Raw genomic sequence first — 20,055 nt, forward strand, 5'->3', positions numbered from 1 at the left:
CCTCCTAACTCAATCATCGTAGGTTTGCGCCAACTTAGCGATTTCCTGTTGATGTAGTAATCGTAATTCTTTGGGTGCAATCACCTTCACCCCATGACCAAACATCAATAAAAATGGCAGAATCGTTTTTTGTTGATTGGCATATATACTCACTTCTATATGTGTATCTACTATTTGGATTTCAGCTTCTGTATAATAATCATATAACTTCCCTAGATCTTCTTTTGGAAACTGTAATCGAATAGCACTGCCTGGATGTTCTTTTTGCTTTTCTCTTGAAGAAGCAACTAAAGTAAACAGCTCTTTTTGAAGAACCAACTGCCGAATTCGAGTGATTTTAAAATACCTGAATGCCTCTCGTTTTTCACAAAAAGAATAGACATACCAACTACCATTATTCAATATCACTTCATAAGGATGAATGAGCCGCTTCGTGTGTTCTCCTTTATTGTCTATATAATCGACCAATAATTTCTGTTTGTTTTTCAGAGCCAAATTGATTTGATTGATTTTTTGTTTCGTCTCAAGCTCGATTTCTGGACGGTGCATAGTTGGAGATTCAAAGGAAAAATGCGGTATTATTTTATCCGTATTCGCTGTTTTTTGAACCAGTTCGATTTTTTCTTTGATCGTCGTTTGCTGATCAAAAATCCCAAATAGACCTTCTTTGACATCCAAGGCTTCTAAGATCGCTTGCTTTTCTTCACCGCTGTAGGTATATGTCCGCAGCTTAAATGACTCCATCAATGAAAAACCGCCGTTGCGACCCGAATGAGAAATAATAGGAAAACCAGCTAGCTCGATCGTTTCAATATCTCTGAAAATCGTTCGCTTTGTTACGCTAAAACGCTCTGCCAGTTGAGCCGTTGAAATACGTTCATTTTCTAACAGCAATACGATGATCGCTAAGATTCGTTCGATCTTTTTCATCGTGTCCTCCTCACATTAACTATTGTAGAAAAAAAGATAAAACCAGCTGTTGATGACCAGTTCTATCCTTAATACTTTATTATAAATCACGATACTTGATCGCCAAACCTTTTAGGAAATTTCTAGCATAACGGTCTTTACATTCTTTATAGTTTCGGTGCCCTTCTTTTCTGAGGATCGCACTCAATTCACTATCAGAAGCGTAAACTCCAGCCAAACGCAAAACATCCAGCATATCATCACTGGTCAATGCCAAAGCGATTTTGACTTTTTTCAGCATCACATTATTCACATTACGCTGACTCGAAATCAAAAATGACGGTTTAGGTGCAACGCCATTTTTAACAGGCGGTGTTCCTCTTTTGAATGTGATCAATCCATTCAAGAAAATTTCTAGTGTACGATCATCACAAACAGCATCCCGCGGCAGATCATCCGCTTCCTCTTGCTTCGTTAGCAGCACACGTAGCTCCTCTTTTGTAACATCAAGACCGCCTAATTTAAAAATCTTGATCATATCTGTATCTTTGATATCTAATGCATAGCGCAGTCGAATCAGTATATCATTATTATTCATGCTGTCCCTCCAGAAACTGTTTCTTCGTCTCTTTAGTATAAAGGTTTCTTTTGGAGAATGCATTAATTTGTTTAGGATTTTAGCTGGATTTTTTAATACTTGATACTCACCTAACACTACCCATGATAAACAGCCTCGATATTGTACCCATCTGGATCAAAAATAAAGGCTGCATAGTAACTAACACCATAGTCTGGTCTGTCCCCCGGTTTACCGTTATCTGTTCCTCCCGCTTTTAAAGCTGTCTCATAAAATTCATTGACTTCTTCCTGTGAAACTGCGCTAAAGGCAATATGAAACAGTCTAGGTTCTCCTTCTGTCAGCCAAAAGCTTCCTCCAGGATCTCCACTAGCGATGTCCTTTTCACCGAAGCTTACTGATTTACCAAAATCCAACTTAATTTCGCTTCCTAAAATATTTATTGTTTTAAGTTTTGATAGTCAGGATGCATTATCCAATGCTTTTTTTCTGTTCAGGAGAAAGCTTTTTAATTTTACGCTCTACATCTTTTGGAATCTCAATTTCTACTCAAATACTCGTGTTTCAGTTTCATATATTCTTCATATGCTTCATCTATTTTTTCTCTGCATACTTTTTCCCATAGAGAAGTTAAGTATTCTCTTTTTTCTACTGAATTTTCTATGGCTGAATCGATATCCATTTCTCCACCAAATCCGATTGAATCTTCCACTCCATGTACAAAGCCATTTTTTCCAACATAGGCTACTTCATGCTCTACAATTGTAACTCCTTTGCTCGAGTCAATAAGATTCTTAAACTTCGCACCTTGTTCCAAATCTTGATTCAAATCTACGTCGTCTTCTAAAAAAAGTTCTATCATAATATGTTCCATTTTCATTGTATAGTTCACCCTTATTTTTTATAATTATGTTTTGTTGTTACATCAGTAATTTTGATATTTCCATTGCTATCTCTTTCGTAGGTTATTCTTCCTTGCCCTAGACCTTTACCTACACCTTTTAAATCAATCGCTCTTTCAAAGCAGAATGTAAAAAGAAGCTTTTAGAGGAAAAAACAGGTTCGATTTACCGGAAACGAAAAATCGATGTCGAACCAGTGTTTGGTCATCTGAAGGCTCATTTGGCGTTCCATCGTTTCCACTTGCGAGGGAAAGAAGGAGCGAAAATTGACATTGGCTTGGCACTCATGGCGTTAAATTTAAGAAAAATAGGGAAATATATGGAGAGAAAGGCATCTATAAAAGAAAAAATAAGTTTAAAAATTACTACTCATTTTGAATTGAAAATTTTGTTGTTTTCAATAATGTATTATACATAAAAACACTTTGTTCTGTGCTTAATTTAAATTCCAAAAACGAATGTTTTTGGTATACGTTCAATTTGTACTTTAAACCATTTCCTCAGTGTATGTTATACTGTACTCATGATAAACGTTAAAGGAGTTTACTTATGATCATTGTCCCCACAAAAAAATCATTACCACTTTTCAGCGAATTTCCAATTTCTACTAATATATCAAGTTCAACGGAACGTTCCTTTTTTTCTTGGCATGCTAATTATTTTACTTTAGACAGGAAGAAAATTTTAGTCTTAGTTAATGACCTGTCTTTTTCTCCAATCGTTTTAGCTGATATTAATGCTAAAAATAAAAAACAACTATCCATTTATATAAAGGAAGGAATTGAACATGTTTTTAGCTATAGTACAGACAAACCTTATCTGATCAAAAAATATTTTTTAAAGGCCGGTAGAATGGAAATTTCTTATGCCTATAACCGTTCAATTAGTGGGATTAACAACAACATGATTCAAATGTTGAAATGTTCCCCTGAAGATATTGATTTAGATTCTCGACTGCAAACTTCTGTAATGGAATTTCTTGCTAAAACTCCTTACCGTAGTATGACTCCGGAATACTCTTTTAGCATTGACGTTGTAAAAAGAGAGTTAGATAAGCTATAGATTTTCTAATTCTCTTTTTGGGCAACTCTATTGAACTTTCCCTCTAACGAAAAAGTATCATGATTTTCATCATGATACTTTTCGTGCTTTTAAAGTCGGACAATAGTCCTCTATCTACTGTAACCTAAAATGATTAATTTTAACTATTACTAATGAAATCTATTCCATTTATTAACGCATTATCAATTTCTTGCTTGGTAGTAGTGTCATTATCATACCAGCTATATACAATTTTTGCCCTACCATCTTCAATAGCTGCCACTTCAAAGGAAACAAATCTATACGGTGCAAAATCAGGTTGTTCTACTACTAGTTCAGCCATGACTTCATCGTTTTCAAAGCTTACTACTAACCCAGTCTCCTCATCACGTATAACAGATATACTAATGTTTTTCTGTTCTATATTCTCTTTATTTTCATCAATCCATTTAGCAATAAACAGTTTTACGCTTTGATACAATTTTTGTTTATCATCCATACGGTTATTTCTCCCCTAACTTTTTAATATTAAGTGCATCAGGCATTTCTGTAATTGGTGGTAGACCTTTCTTCTGATTCAATCTATCAATTAACGACCCTGGACCAGGTATTTGCCCCCAATTTTTGTTTCCAGCTGGATATATTGATTTAGAATTTACATCAAATTCTGTATATAATGATCCTTTTGGTGCAGCTGGAAATGCTTCTTTACTTGGTGGAGTAGCAACATAAGTCCGATTCCCGTTTGGAGACATCTGCACTTTTCCACTTTCTTTCATCTTGTTATATTCAATGTCTGACATCCAACGACCTACCGTAGTAGTATTTGGATTTCTAGTAACCGGTTCAACTTTTTTTATGTTATTGTAATAACCCATATCTGAAGCTTTTTGACCAGCATAAGCTCCACCAACTAAACCAATTAAGTCTGACATTGTTCCTGCATGTCCTGCATACTGAAACTGCCATTTTTCTTTATCAGTTAGTGGTTTGCCTGTGTGTGGATTCAATCCTAATGCTGCGAATTTTATATACTTCTGATAGACCAGTTCCGGTGGATCTGAAACTTGTACAAGATCCGCTTCTGTTAGTCCATGATCAGCCAACATATTGGCTTTACCAGTAGATCCATTTTTCAGCTTTTCTTGTCTCATTTTTTCCCGTTGTTCCCAGCGTGTGGTGATTGGTTTCGCCCAAGACATATTTAATCTCCCCAAATCAAAAGTCCCTGAAGCTGAGTTCCATGCTTTACACTCTTTTACTTGAGCAAGACCAGCATTAAATTCCCGTTGACATGCCTGATACTCTGAAAAAATACTAGCTGATCGGCCATTGTACGCATGAAATTTTGCTAGTTTCTCTCTACGCTGTGTGATCACATCGCACGCATTCATATACCGACGTTCTAAATCTGGGCGTGGTGTTTTGGCTGTACTCATTTGTTGATCAAGATCCCGTTTCAAGTCCTCGAATCGGTTGATCTCTTCTAAAATCAAATCTTCATCTGTATCGATTCCACTGACTGATCCTTGATAATCGCTAAGAAACTTCTTATGTGCGCTTTCTAGCGCTTCTCCTGTCATTATAGCAGATTGACACAAAGGCGTGTATGCAACCATAAAATAGTTCTTTGCTGAATCATACGCTTTACTGGACAGCGGTGCGGATAAGAACAATTGAATACTACTTTGTAAAGAAGCGATAGCCTGACCTGCTTGTCCGTTTAATTGTGCTGCTTGTGAGGAACGTGCTTGTGCTTCGCTCACATAGAATTTAAGCCCCATTTGTCCCCTCCTCCTGTTGTTTCCAAAAAGCTCGTTGTTCATTGTTTAGTTGATCTTCTTGATCATTTAAACTATGCTTCTCTTTTTCCAGCTGAAGAAGTTGCTCCTCAAACTCTTGTTGGGCTTTCTTCGCTAAGTATAAACTATCGTCTCCTCTTTCCTGAAGAAACGATCGTTCACCTGATTCACAGTTATTTAAGACGAAATTATATGCTGCCTGCTCTTTCTGTTGCAGCTGAAAAAATGCTTCTTGTTGTTCTTCTACATAACGCTGCTCCTTTTTTTATGGCCAACTGATCCTCTTGAAGTTGCTCCAGCTGTACCCTGAACTGATAGGTTTGTTGTTCTAGTGCCTGTTGCTTTTGGATCTCGTTCATCGCAAACCTCCCGGAAGGTTAAATTTTGTTAGCTGTGCAATGTTTTGATCAACCTTGTCAAATTCTTTAGCAATCGAATGAATATTATTACCGGCAGATACGATACTGTTCGATAAACCTTTAAGTCCTTGCTGAAAATCATTGATTGACTGCATCGCTGGTGTATTACCGGCCACATTGGTACTTGACGACGTAGCTGAAACACTAATACTATTTAATGCACTGGCAGATTGGCTAAACGAAGCAGACACAGCACCGGCAATACTAGTATTGCTTGAAATAGACATGTACTTTCCTCCCTAACAAAAAAGACCGGAGACGAACGCCCCAGGTCTCCCCAATTTTTTTATAGTCCGCGACCGATCGCAGAAGAAATATTTTGATCTGTCTCTTCCATGATTTGGGCCACTTCGTTTAACTGCTTGTTGATCTGTTCCAACAGTTCCGCAAATTCACTCACTTTTGGCTTTAACGCAGCGAATTGATCATTAAAGCTGTCAAACCCTGAACCTTCCCAATTCCCTTGAATCGTGTCTTGTTCTGATTGAAGCTTTTGTAGAATATCATTTACCTGATTTGATCCATCCGTATATTTTGTTGCGGACGTGCGTAGTTCTTGTGGCGATAATTTAATACGGTCTCCTGCCATTTTATTCATCTCTCCTTTTGATTTTGATTGAATACGTTTCTTTATCATTTTAACACAAAAAGCTGACTATTTTTCTCAAATTATTGATTGACTGTGATTATTTCTGAAAGAAAATTCCTCTTTTGGCTACTTTTCTATGTAAGTAAATATCCACCCGTGTGAACGGGTGGCTTTTTAACACCCCTATAAGGGGTCACTACACGCAAAAGCCCCTTATAGGGGCCCATTAAAAAGACCACCAACCGCTTCCAAGTCTTCTTTTTATTTTACTTTATTTCTTAAAAGGGTCTTTGTACTCAACTTTAGTCAAACTATCTCGTACTCGATCATCGGCTTCTTGTTCTCGAATATATTTCTCAATCGTCTTTTGATTCAATCCAACAGTGCTAACATAATAGCCCTTTGCCCAAAATGTTCGATTCCCATAATTGTATTTCAAGTTTGCATGCCTTTCATGAATGAGTACAGCACTCCGACCTTTTAAATAGCCCATAAAACTTGAAATACTTATTTTCGGTGGTACTTTTACTAACATGTGAATATGATCTGGCATTGCATGAGCTTCCAGTATCTCTACTTCCTTTATCTCACATAATTTCCTCAAAATCGCTCCAATATCTTTTCTCAACTGTCCATAAATTGCTTTTCTTCTGTATTTTGGGGTAAATACTATGTGATACTTACAATTCCAACGTGTATATGATAAACTTTTATCGTCATTAGACATAAAAAACCTCCTTTCGCTTAGAATTTGGTTGGTAGCCAATTATTAGTATAGCGAAAGGAGATTTTTAACGCTGAAGCTTCCGTTTCCGCACACGTAGAACGTGTGGTTTTCTTATGGCATTAAATAAATATGAAGAGACACTGTGATAGAAAAAATCACAGTGTCTCTTCATGCTTTTAAAGTCAGACATTCGTCTTAATCCTAGTATATACTGCATTTTACTTATACTCAAATGTCCTACTCAGATATGATTATCTTTCACGTAAAATAAGACAGATTAATGATGTGGCGGAAAGTTCCGCTATCTTCATTCTATATGATTTACAGTTGGTCTACAAGCAAAAGAAGACAAGCTTGTTTAACTTTTCTTAGCGGCCCACCGAAAATGCCGGTCTTTTTATTTTTGAAAAAGAATAGCTTTGTTGCTTCAAGTGACTATATCGCAATACGCGAGTATGAAATTTACTATCCTTTATTAAACACTATTGTTTGTGATAGTCGACCGCTTCCTTTATAACATCATAAATGATCTGATGTTAGGATGAATTCATGGACACGATTTGGTAGAATTAACTACTAAAAAAAGGACGTGTCCTAGATGACAAAGAACAAGAAAAAATTGGATGAAGATTTTAAGAAGATGATCCTAGATTTATACCAGTCTGGCCAGTCAGTCGAAAAATTAGCCGAGCAATATGGTGTAGCTTCCCAAACAATCTATCGATGGAAGAAACTTTATACAAAGAACGAAGAGACCGGCATGACCGAAGCAGAAGTTCTGGCAATGAAAAAGGAAATGGCTCGCATGCAGGAGGAAAATACCATCCTAAAAAAGGCTTTAACCATATTCGCTCAAAAGTAAAAACTAGCGATATCTTCGAATTTATTCAATCAAATACCAACGATCATGATGTAAAACAGATGTGTGCAGTTTTGGAAGCGCCCAAATCCAGTTATTATGACTGGGTGAAAAAGAAGCCTTTCAAGCATCAATCAGAAAATGAACGCCTAAGCCGCTTGATTTCAGGAATCTACTTTGAAAACAAGGGGATCTATGGTGCACCCAAAATCCATAAAGTTCTTGTTGGTCGGGGGGAGACGCTCTCTCTAAAACGGGTCCAAAAGTTAATGCGGAAGCTAGGTCTACGCTCAATCACCATGAAGAAATACAAACCAGGCAAACAAGCAAACGTTCGATCTGAAGGGCGAAAAAATTTGTTAAACCAAGATTTTACCACTACGTCAATCAACCAAAAATGGGTAACGGATATCACTTACATTCAGACACTAAAAGACGGATGGACCTACCTTTCCACCATCCAAGATCTTCATACAAAGAAAATTATCGGGTGGAAATTTGGCAAGAAGATGACCAAAAAATTGGTGATTGAAACCCTTGACCATGCGTGTTTAAATCACCGACCTTCAGAGAACTTAATTCTCCACTCAGATTTAGGTTCTCAGTACACCAGCGAAGCCTATGAAGCAAAACTGAAAGAATTAAACATCCAGCATTCCTTCAGCCGAAAAGGTTGCCCATACGATAACGCTGGTATTGAATCGTTTCACGCATCAATTAAGAAGGAAGATGTGTATCCGTCAAAAGCATATGAAAATTTTGAAGTCGCTCATTTAGCTCTATTTCAGTATATTGAAGGATTTTACAATCGCAAGCGACTCCACAGCAGTATTGATTATTTAACACCAAATCAGATGGAGGAGTTGGCCCTACAAGCATAGGTAATGTCAGCCACCTACATTTTTTGACGAGAATTCCACAGGGGTATTCCTTCATCGCTTCGATCAGCGGTCAAACGATTTTGGTTTGATGGCTGGTCGAAACGATGAGATGCTTACCCGCCGGAATCTCGAAAAAAATTCTCCCAAATTGTGTCCGAGGTATTGACTCAAATCCAATCCCAACAGCTAATAGACTAAAACAAGTTAGAAGGGGATTGATCCAAGATTCTCTTTCTTCCGCATTTCTGCTTGTTCTTATGATACGATTTTTGTGCTAGAGAAGGCGAATTGGCTCTAAATTTTGTAGTATTCCTTTTAAGTTCCCTCATAACAGCTGAAGGACTTCTTTTGATCAACCGTCCAATTCTACGGATAGTAAAACCAAAACTATGATACAAAAAAAATCATTTCCCGCTCACGTATCGTAAGGCGTGAGTACGAAGTCATAGCTGAATACCTCCTAGTCGATATAATTCATCAACACCATTATAACAGGCTTTTCCACCTTCAATTTATAGTGTCAAACTTAAATTATACATTCTAGAATCTTTTTTTTCGTAATATTTCTTGCTGAAATCAAAAAACAGCTCGAATAGTGACAGTTGTCATGGGGTCAAGCTGTTTTTATTTTCTTTCATTACATGATTATTTTGTCGTTGTCTCTCAATACTTGTTTGTCAGTCACTGGTGTTACTTTAGCTTTCTAACCATCGTAATATCTGTTTCCAAATACCCCAACTTTTTATAAAGTTGATACGCCGACTGATTATGCGCAAAAACATGTAAGCCAATTTCTTCTAACCCATGTCTTTGTCCCCATTCTTCGATCAAAAGCAGCGTTTGCTTGCCATATCCTTTCCCTCGATACTCAGCATTGATCAGAAAATCATAAATAAATCCTTTTTGTTCAGTGACATTTATCCAAATAACACCGATATCTTCTGTTGATTCAGGAATGAATATTGAGAAGAGATAATTGTCTTTTGTATCTGGTCCGTCTGGAAGTAAGTCCGTAAAGCTTTTTTCTGCTAAACTGATTGCTTCTGATTCAGCCCAAGTCCCCGCCTTGATTTTATCTTTTGCGTATTCTGAAATTGCTACGTTTAGATATTCCTTAAATATAGCTTGACTCATTTTTTCTAATTTCATATTGTACTCCTCTTCCTTAAAAGCTGTTATTCTTTCTGACGATCGATTGAAAAATCATTTCTTCTATAAAAACAGACCAAAAAACGCCAGCTGTCACGTTTTTCGGTCTGTTTTCTTTTCGTAGATCCTTATTTCACTGAAACATTTTTGTAGTACGGTGCACCAATTGCACGATAGACTAAACCTTCTACTCGATCATTCACTAAGAAAGCTTCTGATGCTTGGTATAATGGCGTTACTGGTGAATTTTCCATCAATACTTTTTGCGCATCTAATAACGTATCCCAGCGTTTTTCGTTCTCTGTGGCGTAAGTTGTTGCTGATTCTTGCAGTAATTTGTCAAATTCTTCGTTGCTGAATTTACCGTAGTTTTGCTCGCCGCCAGTTCTGAATAATTGTAAGAAGTCATACGGGTCCGCATAAGTTGCTGCCCATCCTGCTAATACAACATCAAAATCACCGCTGCTCATTTGGTCTAAACGGTTTTTGAACGGTACACTTGAGATCGTTACTTTCAAACCACTTAAGTTTTCAGTCAACAATCCTTGGATATATTCAGATAATTTTTTCGCTGAATCCGTATCCGATGTCAATAATGTAATAGAGGCAGAATCAATGCCTAACTCTTTCTTGGCATCTTCCCAAAGTTTTTTACCACCTTCGACATCTGTCTTCATCAAGGTACCCGCTTCTTCAGCAAAGTCTTTCCCTGTTTCTTGGTTTGCAATTCCTTTAGGAACAAATGCTTCGATCGCCATTGAGCCATCTTTTAGGATATTTTTCGCGATTTGGTCGGAATCGATCAATTTTGTAATAGCATTTCTAGCATTCTTATTCGCAAATACTTTATTTTCAGTGTTGTACTGTAAGTATGAAGTCGATGGGTAAATACGAGTGACTAATTCTGGATTGTCTTTTTCTTGATCTACATATTCACCTTTGATCGGTGCAATATCTGTTTCGCCTGCTTTGAATAAGTTCACGTTTGTACCGATTTCTTTACTTACTTGAACGTTGACTTCATCTAATTTGACTTTGTCTGCTTCACGGTATTTATCATTTTTAATATAGTTCCATGTGATGCTAGTGCCATCCCAATCTGCTAATGTGAATGGGCCATTATAGATCATATTGTCACTATTGGTTCCATAATCTTTTCCTTTTTCTTCAACAAACTTTTCATTCAGTGGATAGAATGTTGGTTTGGCTAAAAGAGAAGATAAATATGGAATCGGATATTCTAAGTTGATTTCCAGTGTATAATCATCTAGGGCTTTTACACCTAAATCAGACGCTGGTTTTTCTCCTTTAGAAATTGCTGTGTAGTTTTCAAATCCGTCAAACAGATACGCATACTCTGAACCTGTTTTTGGATCGACTGTACGTTTCCATGAGTAAACAAAATCATTCGCTGTTACAGGCTCACCGTTACTCCATTTTGCATCTTCGCGTAACTTGATCGTATATGTTTTTCCGTCATTTGTTGGTTCTACCACTTCTTCAGCGATTGCAGGAGCTGAAGTACTATCGTCTGCAAACTCATATAAGCCTTCCATCACTTGGCTGATAGCAGAAAAACTGACCACATCTGTTGCTTGAGAGATGTCCATTGTTGGTAACTCAGCGCTTTCCAACACTTTTAAGACTTGTTTTTTATCATCTGCTGCATCTTCTTTTTTACTTCCTGAACCGCAAGCTGCTAATGCCAAAACCAATGCGCTGGCAGCTACTGTTGTCAGTGCCCACTTTTTCATGTTCATCATTGTTTTCCCCCTATTTTCTATTTATAATCAAAAGCTGTCGATCATGGCTTGATCTAGATCATTGACGATCGCGACTGCTAATTGATAAGCTGCTTGGTAATCCTGATAGGCCACATATCCGTAATGTGTATGTGCATAACGGACAGGTACGCCGATCACGATTGCCGGCACGCCTTTATTTGTCAGATTGATGATCGCACCGTTTGTACCGCCGCCTTTTCGAACAGAACTTTGCATCGGCAGTCCATATTTTTCAGCAGTTTCTTTGGCAAAGCGTTGGAAGCGTGGATTCGTTATCATCGATACATCAAAATTTCTAAGCATTGGACCGCGCTTCAGCCCAGATTGAATCATATATTCTTCTGAAAAAGTATCATCTGCCGGACAGCCTTCAAAAACGATCGCTAAATCCGGCTGAACATTATTCATCGCAACCGTTGCTCCACGTTCGCCGACTTCTTCTTGAGCAGTCATTGTTCCGATCAGGTTGAAAGGTGACTCCTTTTTAGAAAGCTCCTGCAATGTTTCCAACAAACAGGCACAGCCGATACGGCAATCAAATGCCTTTCCGATCATTACATCGGTGCTCTCTAAATACTCAAAAGTAACGTCCGGGATCACAGGATCGCCGATCGCGATATTTAATTTTTCTGTTACTTCTTCCGCGCTGATACAGCCGACATCGATCACCATATCATCGATCGTTTGTGTCTCTTTACGCTCTGCATCGGTCATAAAATGCGGTGGTTTACTAGCAATGATCCCTGGAACCTCGCTGCCATCTGCTGTCTTGATCCGTACTCGATGTGCAGGGATCGTGTTTGGTACCCAACCGCCTAGCGGTAAAAAGCGCAGCGTGCCATTCGGTTTGATCGCTTGCACGATAAAGCCGACTTCATCACTATGAGCATCAAACAAAATAGTTGGTCGATCCGCTTTTTGTTCGCCGACCTTCATATACACATTACGAATATGATCTTCTTCTACTTGTGCAAAAGGCGCTGAAAATTCTTTAGCAATCGCTACAACATCATCTTCAAAGCCTGACACACCTGAAGCATTGGATAATTTTTCTATTAAATCTAACGATTCTTGCTTTGTCACTTACACGATTCTCCTCTCAACTTCTTCGATTTATTATAAAACAGATTCCACTGATGTATACGTTAAATCTAAATCTGCGGCAACCGCGGGATTTGTCAATGCACCATTCAATGTATTGACACCAACTAAAAGTGCTGGATTTTGCTCGATTGCTTGTGCAAATCCTTTATTCGCTAACTCTAAAACATATTGCAGAGTAGCGTTCGCTAAAGCAAATGTCGCTGTTTGCGGAACAGCTCCCGGCATATTTGCTACGGCATAATGGATCACGCCGTGTTTTGTATATGTTGGATGTTCATGTGTTGTGACTGCATCGATCGTTTCGAAAATTCCGCCTTGATCGATCGCAATATCGATGATCACAGAATGTTCCGGCATTGATGCCACCATTTCTTCTGTGACTAATACAGGCGCTTTATGTCCTGGAAGCAATACGGCACCGATCACAAGATCTGCTTGTTTTACTTCTTCTTGAATATTGAAGTGGTTTGATACAAGTGTCTTCACGGCACCAGCAAACTGATTATCGATTTCCTGAAGTCTCTTGATATTTACATCAAGAATCGTGACATCTGCACCTAAGCCTAATGCGATCTTTGCTGCGTTACAGCCTGAAATACCGCCACCGATGATCGTTACCTTCCCTTTTTTTACGCCCGGTACGCCGCCAAGTAAAATCCCTTTTCCTTCTGGCACCTTTTCTAAAAATTGAGCACCGATTTGTGTCGCTAAGCGTCCAGCGATTTCACTCATTGGAGCCAATAATGGCAATTCTCCGTTCGCCAACTGAACACTTTCATAGGCAATCGTTTTCACTTTACGCTTCATTAATTCCTCAGCTAATGGTTTATTCGCTGCTAAATGAAGGTACGTAAATAATGTTAGATCTTCTCTTAAATATGGATATTCTTCTTCTAATGGTTCTTTTACTTTCAACACTAATTCTTGAGCCCAAGCTTCTTCTGCTGTCTTAACAATGGTCGCTCCTACTGCTGCATACTCTTCATCATGAATCGACGCTCCAAGTCCAGCGTTGGTTTCAACATAAACAGTATGCCCATGTTTGATCAGGTCTAAAACGCCGGCTGCCGGCAATGCCACCCGATTCTCACCATTTTTTATTTCTTTCGGTATCCCAATATTCATCACTCAAGCTCCTCTCTTGTTCTTCCTATTACTTTTTAGTCCACTTAATGATTATAATTTAATGAAAGTTTATCTGCAATACGTAGAAAAAAAGATTTATTTTCTCTTTAAACTTTCATCTGATCGCTAATAAAAAAAGTGACAAAAAGCTAGATAAGCTCTTTGCCATTTTTTATCGATCATCAGCCCACTTCCACTTTAGAACGCCATGAGGTTCCGCAATCATCTACGATTTCATTGAGCGTCTCGATATTAGCTTTACCTTGAGTGGCAAACCAATCTCGACCTGCGTCTTCTCCTTTTGACGCAAATGGTTTCACCCCTTCACGCCAAGTAGCTCTGCCGCATAAGACACCACTAAATTTTGAGCCAGCTTCCTTTGCAAATTTTAATGTTTCCTGGAATAATTCTGTCGAAACCCCAGCACTCAAAAAGATAAACGGCAACTCTGTCAATTCACTTTGTTTTTTAAAATAAGCCAGTGCTTCTTTACGGCTATAGACAACTTCATTTTCAGTGAATCCTTCAACATATTTCATATTTACAGGCACTTCCATTTTTAGTACATCAATATGATATTGCGGTTTAGAAAATTCGACCATCGACTCCAATACTTTATGTGGTTTTATTCGGGCAAAAGCTGCTGATCCGGCATCTAAGACTTCTGTATCATACGTAACGATCTCCACAAAAAACGGAATATCTTCTCCCAAGCATTCACTACCAAGTCGTTCCACAAAGACATGCTTTAAATGATTGATCGCTCTAGGTTCATCAGGATCATAATAGAGTAAAAACTTGATCGCATCTGCGCTAGCTTCTTTCAAACGTGAAACGGACCAATCTTCCAATAGATCCGGCATCCTTCCTGGAGTGGACGCATCATAACCAGTTTTTTCATACGCTAAAAGTAATCCGCAAGATTTATCACGTACCTTTGTTGCTGGCAATCCATAATCCGGGTCTAACAGTATCGCAGATGAATAAGGAGTCAATTCTTCTGAAGCAACTTTTTTGAAATCAATGATTTCTTCTCCTGTTGCTGTTGTAGCAGCGTCTGAAATCATTTTTTTTAGCGATCCCCGCTGATCGATCGCCAACGCTTCAATTAAACCTTTTTCATTTGACAGACGGTTCAGAGCATCCATTTTTGCCTGGCTGATTTTGATCATAGTAGCAGCTCCTTTAAGTATTTTTGAGGAAATTCCTCTCTTACTTTGAGTATACTCTCTCGTATTTATTAAGACAAAAAGAAACACTTTTCCTATGAAAATGCTATCCATTTATTTTTTCGACGATTTGCCTTGACCTGATACGCGTTTCATACTTTATAGTTTAAAAAAAGACAGGAGGCGTTTATTTATGATCAATGCAATGCTTGAATTAACGGATCAGTTAGGGATGGATTATTACTTTGTTTCTCTCGAATTTAAAGAAGGGAAGCTTTTCGTTCGCAGTTTGAATAATTATTGCAAACCGATCAGTAAAACAGTAGAATTAACGGAAATAGAAGGGCTATCTATAGAAGAATCTGATGGATTGGGATACATTTGCTTTGATTTTGATGATGAGCATTACCATTTTGTCGACTATGGGAATCGGGTTCTAGCATTCTTTAAGAGCCTTTTGTTCTCTACTTCACTTCATCTATAGCCTTGAAAGGAGCCGCTCATGACGACTATTCGTGATATCGCTAAATTATCCGGCTATTCTGTTTCTACCGTTTCCAGAGTATTGAATAACCATCCTTACGTGACAGAAGAAAAGCGTAAAAAAATTTTAAGCATCATGGAAGAGCTAGACTATATTCCGAATATAAAGGCCAGAAATTTAAGTAGGGGGCATTCAAAGCATATTGCCGTAATGATTCCATTTTCTGATCATCCTTATACAGATAAAATCGTCAGCGGCATTTTAAAAGCTGCCTTCAAATCTGGATATAAGGTCACGTTATTGCCGACAAATTATGATTTAACGATTGAAACGCGTTATTTAGATGAGTTGGCTGCCAAAGCCTGGGATGGGATGATCATTACTTCAAAAAAAAGTTCATTTGATATCATTTCTAAGTATTTAAAATATGCACCGATCGTTTGTTGTGAAGATACAGGAGACTATCCGATTTCTTGTGTTTCGATCGATCGGGGAAAGTCTTACCATGATTTGTTTACACTGTTGATAAAACAAGGGTATAAAAAAATAGGATTGACTGTTGGCCGTCCAGAAAAAGACAGTGCTAGTACAGCGATCGTATTGGAAGCCTATCGAAAAATAATTGGATCAGCAGACTCTTCATTGATTTTTAGAGATTGTCGGACTTATGAAGATGGGATCAAAGCTGGTGAGTACTTTTCAAAAGTTGAAGATCTTGAAGTGATCGTTACAAATGGCGATGATGTTGCTGCGGGGATCTTGCAGAAGCTATCGTTGGATAAAGTGAATGTGATTGGCGCAGAAAATCTTTTGTCTAGTCAGTTGTTGAAATTTCCGACTGTGGATCATCATTTGGATCTTTGTGGGGAGAAGGCGTTTGGGCTGTTGTTTGAAAAAGGTGTACAAGTAAAAAGAATCCCTTCCACCTTTATTGACCACTTTTAGTCTCTATCATAATAAAAAGTATCGGAGTAAAGGCTTGCTACATAGCTCAAGCTTTTACTCCGATAGTTTTTATTGAAAGATTAGTTAGCACTCTTTTTCTTTTCCAAAAACGACTATTTTACTTAGCAGATAGTTTACCACGACAACGACAATTCCCAAAATCACTTTTGCTGTAAATGGATAGACCTTGCCTAAATCAATCATCAGCCACATACCTACTATTTCGACCCCTAAAGAAAATAGTCGTGCAAAAAGAAACGAAATAAATTCACGTACTAAAAAGGTGATCTCTTTCTGATAGCTATGAAAAACAAAAATTTTATTCGTAACAAAAGCGAAAAAAACTCCCGTTATCCAAGCAATAACCGTTGAACTTGCCCATGTAAAGGCAAACTGCTCATTAAAAAGATAGAATGCAGCTAAATTAATTCCAGTGGTTACTACACCAAAAAACAAGTACAAGCAAGTCTCTTTAGTAAAAACAAGTTTAATGATTCGTTGCGCTGGACCCATTATTCACCCTCCAATCTAATGACTTAAGCATAAAAAAGAGCTGCTGCACAACAAAAAATCAAAATGATTCCGCAAATCATTCTATAGATTATTTTCACAGCTACTGACTGATTTTGTCGTACATATAATTCATTCATTCCGATTCCTAAATAGAAAATACTTACAATAATGGCTGGAACAACATACCGAGCATCCATCGTACATCGAAATGGGTACGCAACATTAAAACCAATAAAGGAAAGAATCTGTACAAGCCAAATACCAAAGAAACCAAAGCGCGCCAACGGATGAACAGCTCGTCCATTTTTTAAGACATAAACCATCGATCCTAATGAAAGTAGAGCTAATAAGACTGCGCTTATTAACAAAATAATAGCAACCGCATGAGAACGCTGCTCTACTGCGCTTTCACCAAATATAGATGTTTTAACCAAAAACGACCACAAATTATTATCCTGATTAACTACTGCGTAAGGAGTTCTCACCCATTCTCCAAAAGAAAATGGTAAAAAGCGTTCCGTCCAGCCAACATCTCCATTATATAAAAATGGTACAACGTTTCTATCTAGCAACACAACGTAATTGAATGATTGCTTGTATAATATCCAGTTACGAATGGGATACCACAATCCCAAAGGAAAACAGATAAGTCCAAATAAAACAAATTGTTTCACTAAGTGGGTAAGCTGATTTTTGTCTCGTGCTTGGATCTGTTTGATCAATACTGCTAAAAATACAGGTCCTGTAAATAACGCAACCATTCCTCCCGAAACCTTCGTCATCATACTGCACCCTATCCAAATAGCTATCAAAGTAATCTTTCCATAGCTTGGGTGATTATACCAACGAATCGTTGCCAAAATCGACAAGCAGAAAAAGAAAATCATGCTCATATCATTATTAACGCTTCCAGCCAATACAATAAACGTAGGATGAAATGATAATAAAATCATGACCCATAAGGTAGTTTTTTTCGTTAAACGTAGTTCACTGCATATTCGATAAAAAACAACTAGTAATGCACAAGAAAAAAATGCGGGGACTATTTTAATAACATCATAAGAGCTCTCTTCCCAAACTGAACTCACACTCTTAGTAATCGTCGCAACTACCGCTGATAACATATGATGCAGTGGTGGTTGATAGAATTGCCCACTATTGTCTTTTGGAAAATGTCCTGTCATTAACGATTTCACGTATTCTAAATGCCCATAATCTCCAAAAAAATACACATCGTGTGCACGAACAAAAAACCAAGTATAAGACATATAGCCCAAGCGAAGGATCATTCCTCCAATCATCACAGCAAAAATCATATGTGTCAGCTTTAATTTTTCTTGCAGGAAAATGACAAGTGCTGCAACTACTGCCAGTAAGATCAACATAATATTATAGATCTGCTGAAATTGCTCTCCCACCAAAAAACCATGAAGACTAATGTATGAAATGATCGTGATCATTAAAATCAAGGGATACATCAGTAAGCTCTTTTTTGTTGTCATCATTTTGCCCCGTTTCTATCCTTTTTTCTCATGATAGTTTTCTTCCGTGTTTACCTGCCAGATAGAACTTTTATCATTATTCCCAACCTTTAAGCACTCTACTGCTTTGATCGCTGTCAACATTGAGTGGTCCATATTATTGTAGCGATGCTGCCCATTTCTTCCAATGCAATATAAATTAGTGAATGTATCCAAATATTCTCTCACTTGATCAAAAGACTCATAACTTCCATGATAAGAAGGATATGCTTTTTTCACACGGACATGAGTAGCATCCTGAATAGCATCTCTTTTAATAATCCCTATTTTCACTAACTCTTCTGTAGCAAATGCAATAAATTCTTCACTTGAACGACTCCATAATTCGTCACCCTCATTGCAAAAATACTCTAACCCTATCCAGATAGTATTCTCTGGATCATTGACCATATAAGGAGACCAATTATTAAAAATTTGTAAGCGTCCAATTTTCACATCACGTTCTTGAATATAGATCCAACAATCAGGTACGATGTTATTGACTGTTTTAATATCCGTTTTATTTTCTATCTCCAGTTTATCTACCAAAAGTCCCACGGTAATGAAATCACGATAGGGTAATTCATGCGCAATTTTTTTTACTTCTACTGGCACATCGTTCATGCCGTCAACTAAGTCTTTTACGGGCATAGTTGAAAAGAAATGCTCTGCATCTATGGTATATTCACCATTTTCATCTTCTACAACAACACCTTCAACACTATCTTCATTAGTTAAAATGCGCTTTACTTTCGTATTCATTTTCAGCGTAGCTCCTAGTTGCTGTACATCCTCAGCTAAGCTTTCCCACAGTTGACCTGGTCCTTTTTTGGGATAATAAAAACGATTGATCAGTGACGTTTCCACTTCTTGATCAGACTGTTCCTTTTTAAATGCTCTACGCCACATATCCTTCCATACTTCTGAAAGAGATAAGCCTTTGATTCTTTGTGCTCCCCAATCTGCAGATAATTCTTTAGGATTTTTTCCCCAAACTTTTTCTGTATAATCTTCAAAGAACATTTCATACAATGGCTGACCAAAACGGTTCACCATGAAATCTTCTAGTGATTTTTCCTCCCGTTTAACTACCATCGACTTCAGATAACCTGTTCCTGCTCGAACAGTATTTTTGAATCCCATATTGATAAATGTTTCAGGACTTCCTGAAATTGGATAATCAAAGAATTTACGAAGATAAAAAATTCTGGACACACGATCCCGCATCAGCATCACTCGTTCTTCTAGTTCTGGATCTGGTCCTTCTGTTGGATACGTTTTGACTCTTTCGAGTATACGATCATCTGAAGCTGGAGCGCCTTGCAGTGGCATAATGTCATTCCACATCTGCATGATTTGTTCATTTTTTGAGAAAAATCGATGCCCACCAATATCCATACGGTTTCCATTATGTCTGACTGTCCGTGCGATCCCGCCTATTTCTCCACTTTCTTCTAAAATTATCGGCTCAATATCCGTTTCTTTTAACAGTTGCCAGGCAGCAGTTAAACCTGCTGGTCCTGCACCAATAATAATGGCTTTTTCCTTGAGCATAT

22 protein-coding genes and 2 pseudogenes are annotated in these 20,055 nt (G+C 37.8%); 5 read left to right on the forward strand and 19 right to left on the reverse strand.

Annotated features, from left to right (window positions below; translation table 11 throughout):
• Window positions 1-9 precede the first annotated feature (9 nt).
• From IGI58_RS05890 to IGI58_RS05905, 4 genes are all read right to left on the reverse strand, one after another.
• Window positions 10-930: a helix-turn-helix transcriptional regulator gene (locus tag IGI58_RS05890; RefSeq protein WP_429954168.1), complete on the reverse strand. Its 921-nt coding sequence runs from the start codon at window positions 928-930 to the stop codon at window positions 10-12.
• 79 nt (window positions 931-1,009) lie between these two features.
• Entirely contained in the window at window positions 1,010-1,507 is a 498-nt protein-coding gene (locus IGI58_RS05895) for a DUF1456 family protein (protein WP_429954167.1), read from the reverse strand.
• 116 nt (window positions 1,508-1,623) lie between these two features.
• Window positions 1,624-1,902 (reverse strand): VOC family protein, encoded by a 279-nt coding sequence (locus tag IGI58_RS05900; RefSeq protein WP_429954165.1) that lies wholly within the window; start codon window positions 1,900-1,902, stop codon window positions 1,624-1,626.
• 122 nt (window positions 1,903-2,024) lie between these two features.
• Complete coding sequence (locus IGI58_RS05905) at window positions 2,025-2,366, reverse strand: hypothetical protein (protein ID WP_429954164.1); 342 nt, start codon at window positions 2,364-2,366, stop codon at window positions 2,025-2,027.
• A 131-nt stretch (window positions 2,367-2,497) separates the two neighbouring features.
• Between IGI58_RS05905 and IGI58_RS05910 the strand changes: the two are divergent.
• Window positions 2,498-2,806, forward strand: a pseudogene (locus IGI58_RS05910) (transposase); the annotation flags it as partial.
• 131 nt (window positions 2,807-2,937) lie between these two features.
• Entirely contained in the window at window positions 2,938-3,450 is a 513-nt protein-coding gene (locus IGI58_RS05915; protein ID WP_429954162.1) for a DUF6933 domain-containing protein, read from the forward strand.
• A gap of 139 nt (window positions 3,451-3,589) precedes the next feature.
• Here IGI58_RS05915 and IGI58_RS05920 read toward each other — a convergent pair whose 3' ends face one another.
• The 6 genes from IGI58_RS05920 to tnpA all read right to left on the reverse strand — a co-directional run bounded on the left by IGI58_RS05920 (window position 3,590) and on the right by tnpA (window position 6,966).
• Window positions 3,590-3,928 carry a hypothetical protein gene (locus IGI58_RS05920; RefSeq protein ID WP_429954161.1) on the reverse strand — a complete coding sequence of 113 codons (339 nt, stop codon included), beginning with the start codon at window positions 3,926-3,928 and terminating at the stop codon, window positions 3,590-3,592.
• Window positions 3,929-3,932: 4 nt separating this feature from the next.
• Window positions 3,933-5,213 (reverse strand): hypothetical protein, encoded by a 1,281-nt coding sequence (locus IGI58_RS05925; RefSeq protein ID WP_429954159.1) that lies wholly within the window; start codon window positions 5,211-5,213, stop codon window positions 3,933-3,935.
• A gap of 206 nt (window positions 5,214-5,419) precedes the next feature.
• Window positions 5,420-5,590: a hypothetical protein gene (locus tag IGI58_RS05930; protein WP_429954158.1), complete on the reverse strand. Its 171-nt coding sequence runs from the start codon at window positions 5,588-5,590 to the stop codon at window positions 5,420-5,422.
• Complete coding sequence (locus IGI58_RS05935) at window positions 5,587-5,877, reverse strand: TIGR04197 family type VII secretion effector (RefSeq protein ID WP_429954157.1); 291 nt, start codon at window positions 5,875-5,877, stop codon at window positions 5,587-5,589. Before IGI58_RS05935 ends, IGI58_RS05930 begins: the two co-directional genes overlap by 4 nt.
• A gap of 59 nt (window positions 5,878-5,936) precedes the next feature.
• Complete coding sequence (locus IGI58_RS05940) at window positions 5,937-6,239, reverse strand: WXG100 family type VII secretion target (protein ID WP_088271859.1); 303 nt, start codon at window positions 6,237-6,239, stop codon at window positions 5,937-5,939.
• Window positions 6,240-6,510: 271 nt separating this feature from the next.
• Entirely contained in the window at window positions 6,511-6,966 is a 456-nt protein-coding gene (gene tnpA, locus IGI58_RS05945; protein ID WP_429954156.1) for an IS200/IS605 family transposase, read from the reverse strand.
• A 598-nt stretch (window positions 6,967-7,564) separates the two neighbouring features.
• On the opposite strand from tnpA, the gene IGI58_RS05950 reads away from it, so the two are divergent.
• Window positions 7,565-8,706, forward strand: a protein-coding gene (locus IGI58_RS05950; protein WP_429954154.1) for an IS3 family transposase whose coding sequence is annotated in 2 segments (ribosomal slippage) — window positions 7,565-7,793 and window positions 7,793-8,706 — 1,143 coding nt in all. Because the reading frame shifts where the segments join, the coding sequence is not laid out codon by codon here.
• A gap of 209 nt (window positions 8,707-8,915) precedes the next feature.
• Here the strand turns inward: IGI58_RS05950 and IGI58_RS05955 are convergent.
• The 6 genes and pseudogenes from IGI58_RS05955 to lacD form a co-directional block, all read right to left on the reverse strand.
• Window positions 8,916-9,153: pseudogene (locus tag IGI58_RS05955) on the reverse strand (helix-turn-helix domain-containing protein); the annotation flags it as partial.
• Between the two features lie 243 nt (window positions 9,154-9,396).
• Window positions 9,397-9,855: a GNAT family N-acetyltransferase gene (locus IGI58_RS05960; RefSeq protein ID WP_429954152.1), complete on the reverse strand. Its 459-nt coding sequence runs from the start codon at window positions 9,853-9,855 to the stop codon at window positions 9,397-9,399.
• Between the two features lie 128 nt (window positions 9,856-9,983).
• A complete protein-coding gene (locus IGI58_RS05965; protein WP_429955358.1) occupies window positions 9,984-11,615 on the reverse strand; it encodes a peptide ABC transporter substrate-binding protein in 1,632 nt (543 codons plus the stop codon).
• Window positions 11,616-11,645: 30 nt separating this feature from the next.
• Window positions 11,646-12,722, reverse strand: a complete 1,077-nt coding sequence (locus tag IGI58_RS05970; RefSeq protein WP_429954150.1) for a M42 family metallopeptidase — start codon at window positions 12,720-12,722, stop codon at window positions 11,646-11,648.
• A 33-nt stretch (window positions 12,723-12,755) separates the two neighbouring features.
• The gene (gene ald / locus IGI58_RS05975; protein ID WP_225534612.1) at window positions 12,756-13,868 is read right to left on the reverse strand and encodes an alanine dehydrogenase; all 1,113 of its coding nucleotides are present in this window, start codon (window positions 13,866-13,868) and stop codon (window positions 12,756-12,758) included.
• A 182-nt stretch (window positions 13,869-14,050) separates the two neighbouring features.
• A complete protein-coding gene (lacD, locus tag IGI58_RS05980; RefSeq protein WP_429954148.1) occupies window positions 14,051-15,040 on the reverse strand; it encodes a tagatose-bisphosphate aldolase in 990 nt (329 codons plus the stop codon).
• A gap of 190 nt (window positions 15,041-15,230) precedes the next feature.
• Here lacD and IGI58_RS05985 point away from each other — a divergent pair, with 190 nt between their 5' ends.
• Both IGI58_RS05985 and IGI58_RS05990 read left to right on the forward strand, forming a co-directional pair.
• Window positions 15,231-15,521, forward strand: a complete 291-nt coding sequence (locus IGI58_RS05985) for a hypothetical protein (protein ID WP_429954147.1) — start codon at window positions 15,231-15,233, stop codon at window positions 15,519-15,521.
• Between the two features lie 18 nt (window positions 15,522-15,539).
• Window positions 15,540-16,466, forward strand: coding sequence for a LacI family DNA-binding transcriptional regulator (locus tag IGI58_RS05990; protein ID WP_429954146.1), 927 nt, complete (start codon window positions 15,540-15,542; stop codon window positions 16,464-16,466).
• Window positions 16,467-16,550: 84 nt separating this feature from the next.
• Here the strand turns inward: IGI58_RS05990 and IGI58_RS05995 are convergent, their stop codons facing one another.
• From IGI58_RS05995 to IGI58_RS06005, 3 genes are read right to left on the reverse strand one after another with little or no spacing between them, the layout of a single operon-like run.
• Window positions 16,551-16,979, reverse strand: coding sequence for a GtrA family protein (locus tag IGI58_RS05995; protein WP_429954145.1), 429 nt, complete (start codon window positions 16,977-16,979; stop codon window positions 16,551-16,553).
• A gap of 23 nt (window positions 16,980-17,002) precedes the next feature.
• Window positions 17,003-18,481, reverse strand: a complete 1,479-nt coding sequence (locus IGI58_RS06000; RefSeq protein WP_429954143.1) for an ArnT family glycosyltransferase — start codon at window positions 18,479-18,481, stop codon at window positions 17,003-17,005.
• Window positions 18,482-18,496: 15 nt separating this feature from the next.
• Window positions 18,497-20,053, reverse strand: a complete 1,557-nt coding sequence (locus IGI58_RS06005) for an NAD(P)/FAD-dependent oxidoreductase (RefSeq protein WP_429954141.1) — start codon at window positions 20,051-20,053, stop codon at window positions 18,497-18,499.
• Window positions 20,054-20,055 lie beyond the last annotated feature (2 nt).

This window comes from Enterococcus sp. AZ020, assembly GCF_050499205.1.
GTDB lineage: Bacteria > Bacillota > Bacilli > Lactobacillales > Enterococcaceae > Enterococcus_L > Enterococcus_L dunnyi.

What these genes read in the sequence shown, in the direction of transcription:
- IGI58_RS05890 (WP_429954168.1), bottom strand. Translation starts at nt 930, where the DNA reads ATGAAAAAGATCGAACGAATCTTAGCGATCATCGTATTGCTGTTAGAA.
- IGI58_RS05895 (WP_429954167.1), bottom strand. Translation starts at nt 1,507, where the DNA reads ATGAATAATAATGATATACTGATTCGACTGCGCTATGCATTAGATATC.
- IGI58_RS05905 (WP_429954164.1), bottom strand. Translation starts at nt 2,366, where the DNA reads ATGAAAATGGAACATATTATGATAGAACTTTTTTTAGAAGACGACGTA.
- IGI58_RS05915 (WP_429954162.1), top strand. Translation starts at nt 2,938, where the DNA reads ATGATCATTGTCCCCACAAAAAAATCATTACCACTTTTCAGCGAATTT.
- IGI58_RS05920 (WP_429954161.1), bottom strand. Translation starts at nt 3,928, where the DNA reads ATGGATGATAAACAAAAATTGTATCAAAGCGTAAAACTGTTTATTGCT.
- IGI58_RS05925 (WP_429954159.1), bottom strand. Translation starts at nt 5,213, where the DNA reads ATGGGGCTTAAATTCTATGTGAGCGAAGCACAAGCACGTTCCTCACAA.
- IGI58_RS05930 (WP_429954158.1), bottom strand. Translation starts at nt 5,590, where the DNA reads ATGAACGAGATCCAAAAGCAACAGGCACTAGAACAACAAACCTATCAG.
- IGI58_RS05935 (WP_429954157.1), bottom strand. Translation starts at nt 5,877, where the DNA reads ATGTCTATTTCAAGCAATACTAGTATTGCCGGTGCTGTGTCTGCTTCG.
- IGI58_RS05940 (WP_088271859.1), bottom strand. Translation starts at nt 6,239, where the DNA reads ATGGCAGGAGACCGTATTAAATTATCGCCACAAGAACTACGCACGTCC.
- tnpA (WP_429954156.1), bottom strand. Translation starts at nt 6,966, where the DNA reads ATGTCTAATGACGATAAAAGTTTATCATATACACGTTGGAATTGTAAG.
- IGI58_RS05960 (WP_429954152.1), bottom strand. Translation starts at nt 9,855, where the DNA reads ATGAAATTAGAAAAAATGAGTCAAGCTATATTTAAGGAATATCTAAAC.
- IGI58_RS05965 (WP_429955358.1), bottom strand. Translation starts at nt 11,615, where the DNA reads ATGAACATGAAAAAGTGGGCACTGACAACAGTAGCTGCCAGCGCATTG.
- ald (WP_225534612.1), bottom strand. Translation starts at nt 13,868, where the DNA reads ATGAATATTGGGATACCGAAAGAAATAAAAAATGGTGAGAATCGGGTG.
- lacD (WP_429954148.1), bottom strand. Translation starts at nt 15,040, where the DNA reads ATGATCAAAATCAGCCAGGCAAAAATGGATGCTCTGAACCGTCTGTCA.
- IGI58_RS05985 (WP_429954147.1), top strand. Translation starts at nt 15,231, where the DNA reads ATGATCAATGCAATGCTTGAATTAACGGATCAGTTAGGGATGGATTAT.
- IGI58_RS05990 (WP_429954146.1), top strand. Translation starts at nt 15,540, where the DNA reads ATGACGACTATTCGTGATATCGCTAAATTATCCGGCTATTCTGTTTCT.
- IGI58_RS05995 (WP_429954145.1), bottom strand. Translation starts at nt 16,979, where the DNA reads ATGGGTCCAGCGCAACGAATCATTAAACTTGTTTTTACTAAAGAGACT.
- IGI58_RS06000 (WP_429954143.1), bottom strand. Translation starts at nt 18,481, where the DNA reads ATGACAACAAAAAAGAGCTTACTGATGTATCCCTTGATTTTAATGATC.
- IGI58_RS06005 (WP_429954141.1), bottom strand. Translation starts at nt 20,053, where the DNA reads ATGCTCAAGGAAAAAGCCATTATTATTGGTGCAGGACCAGCAGGTTTA.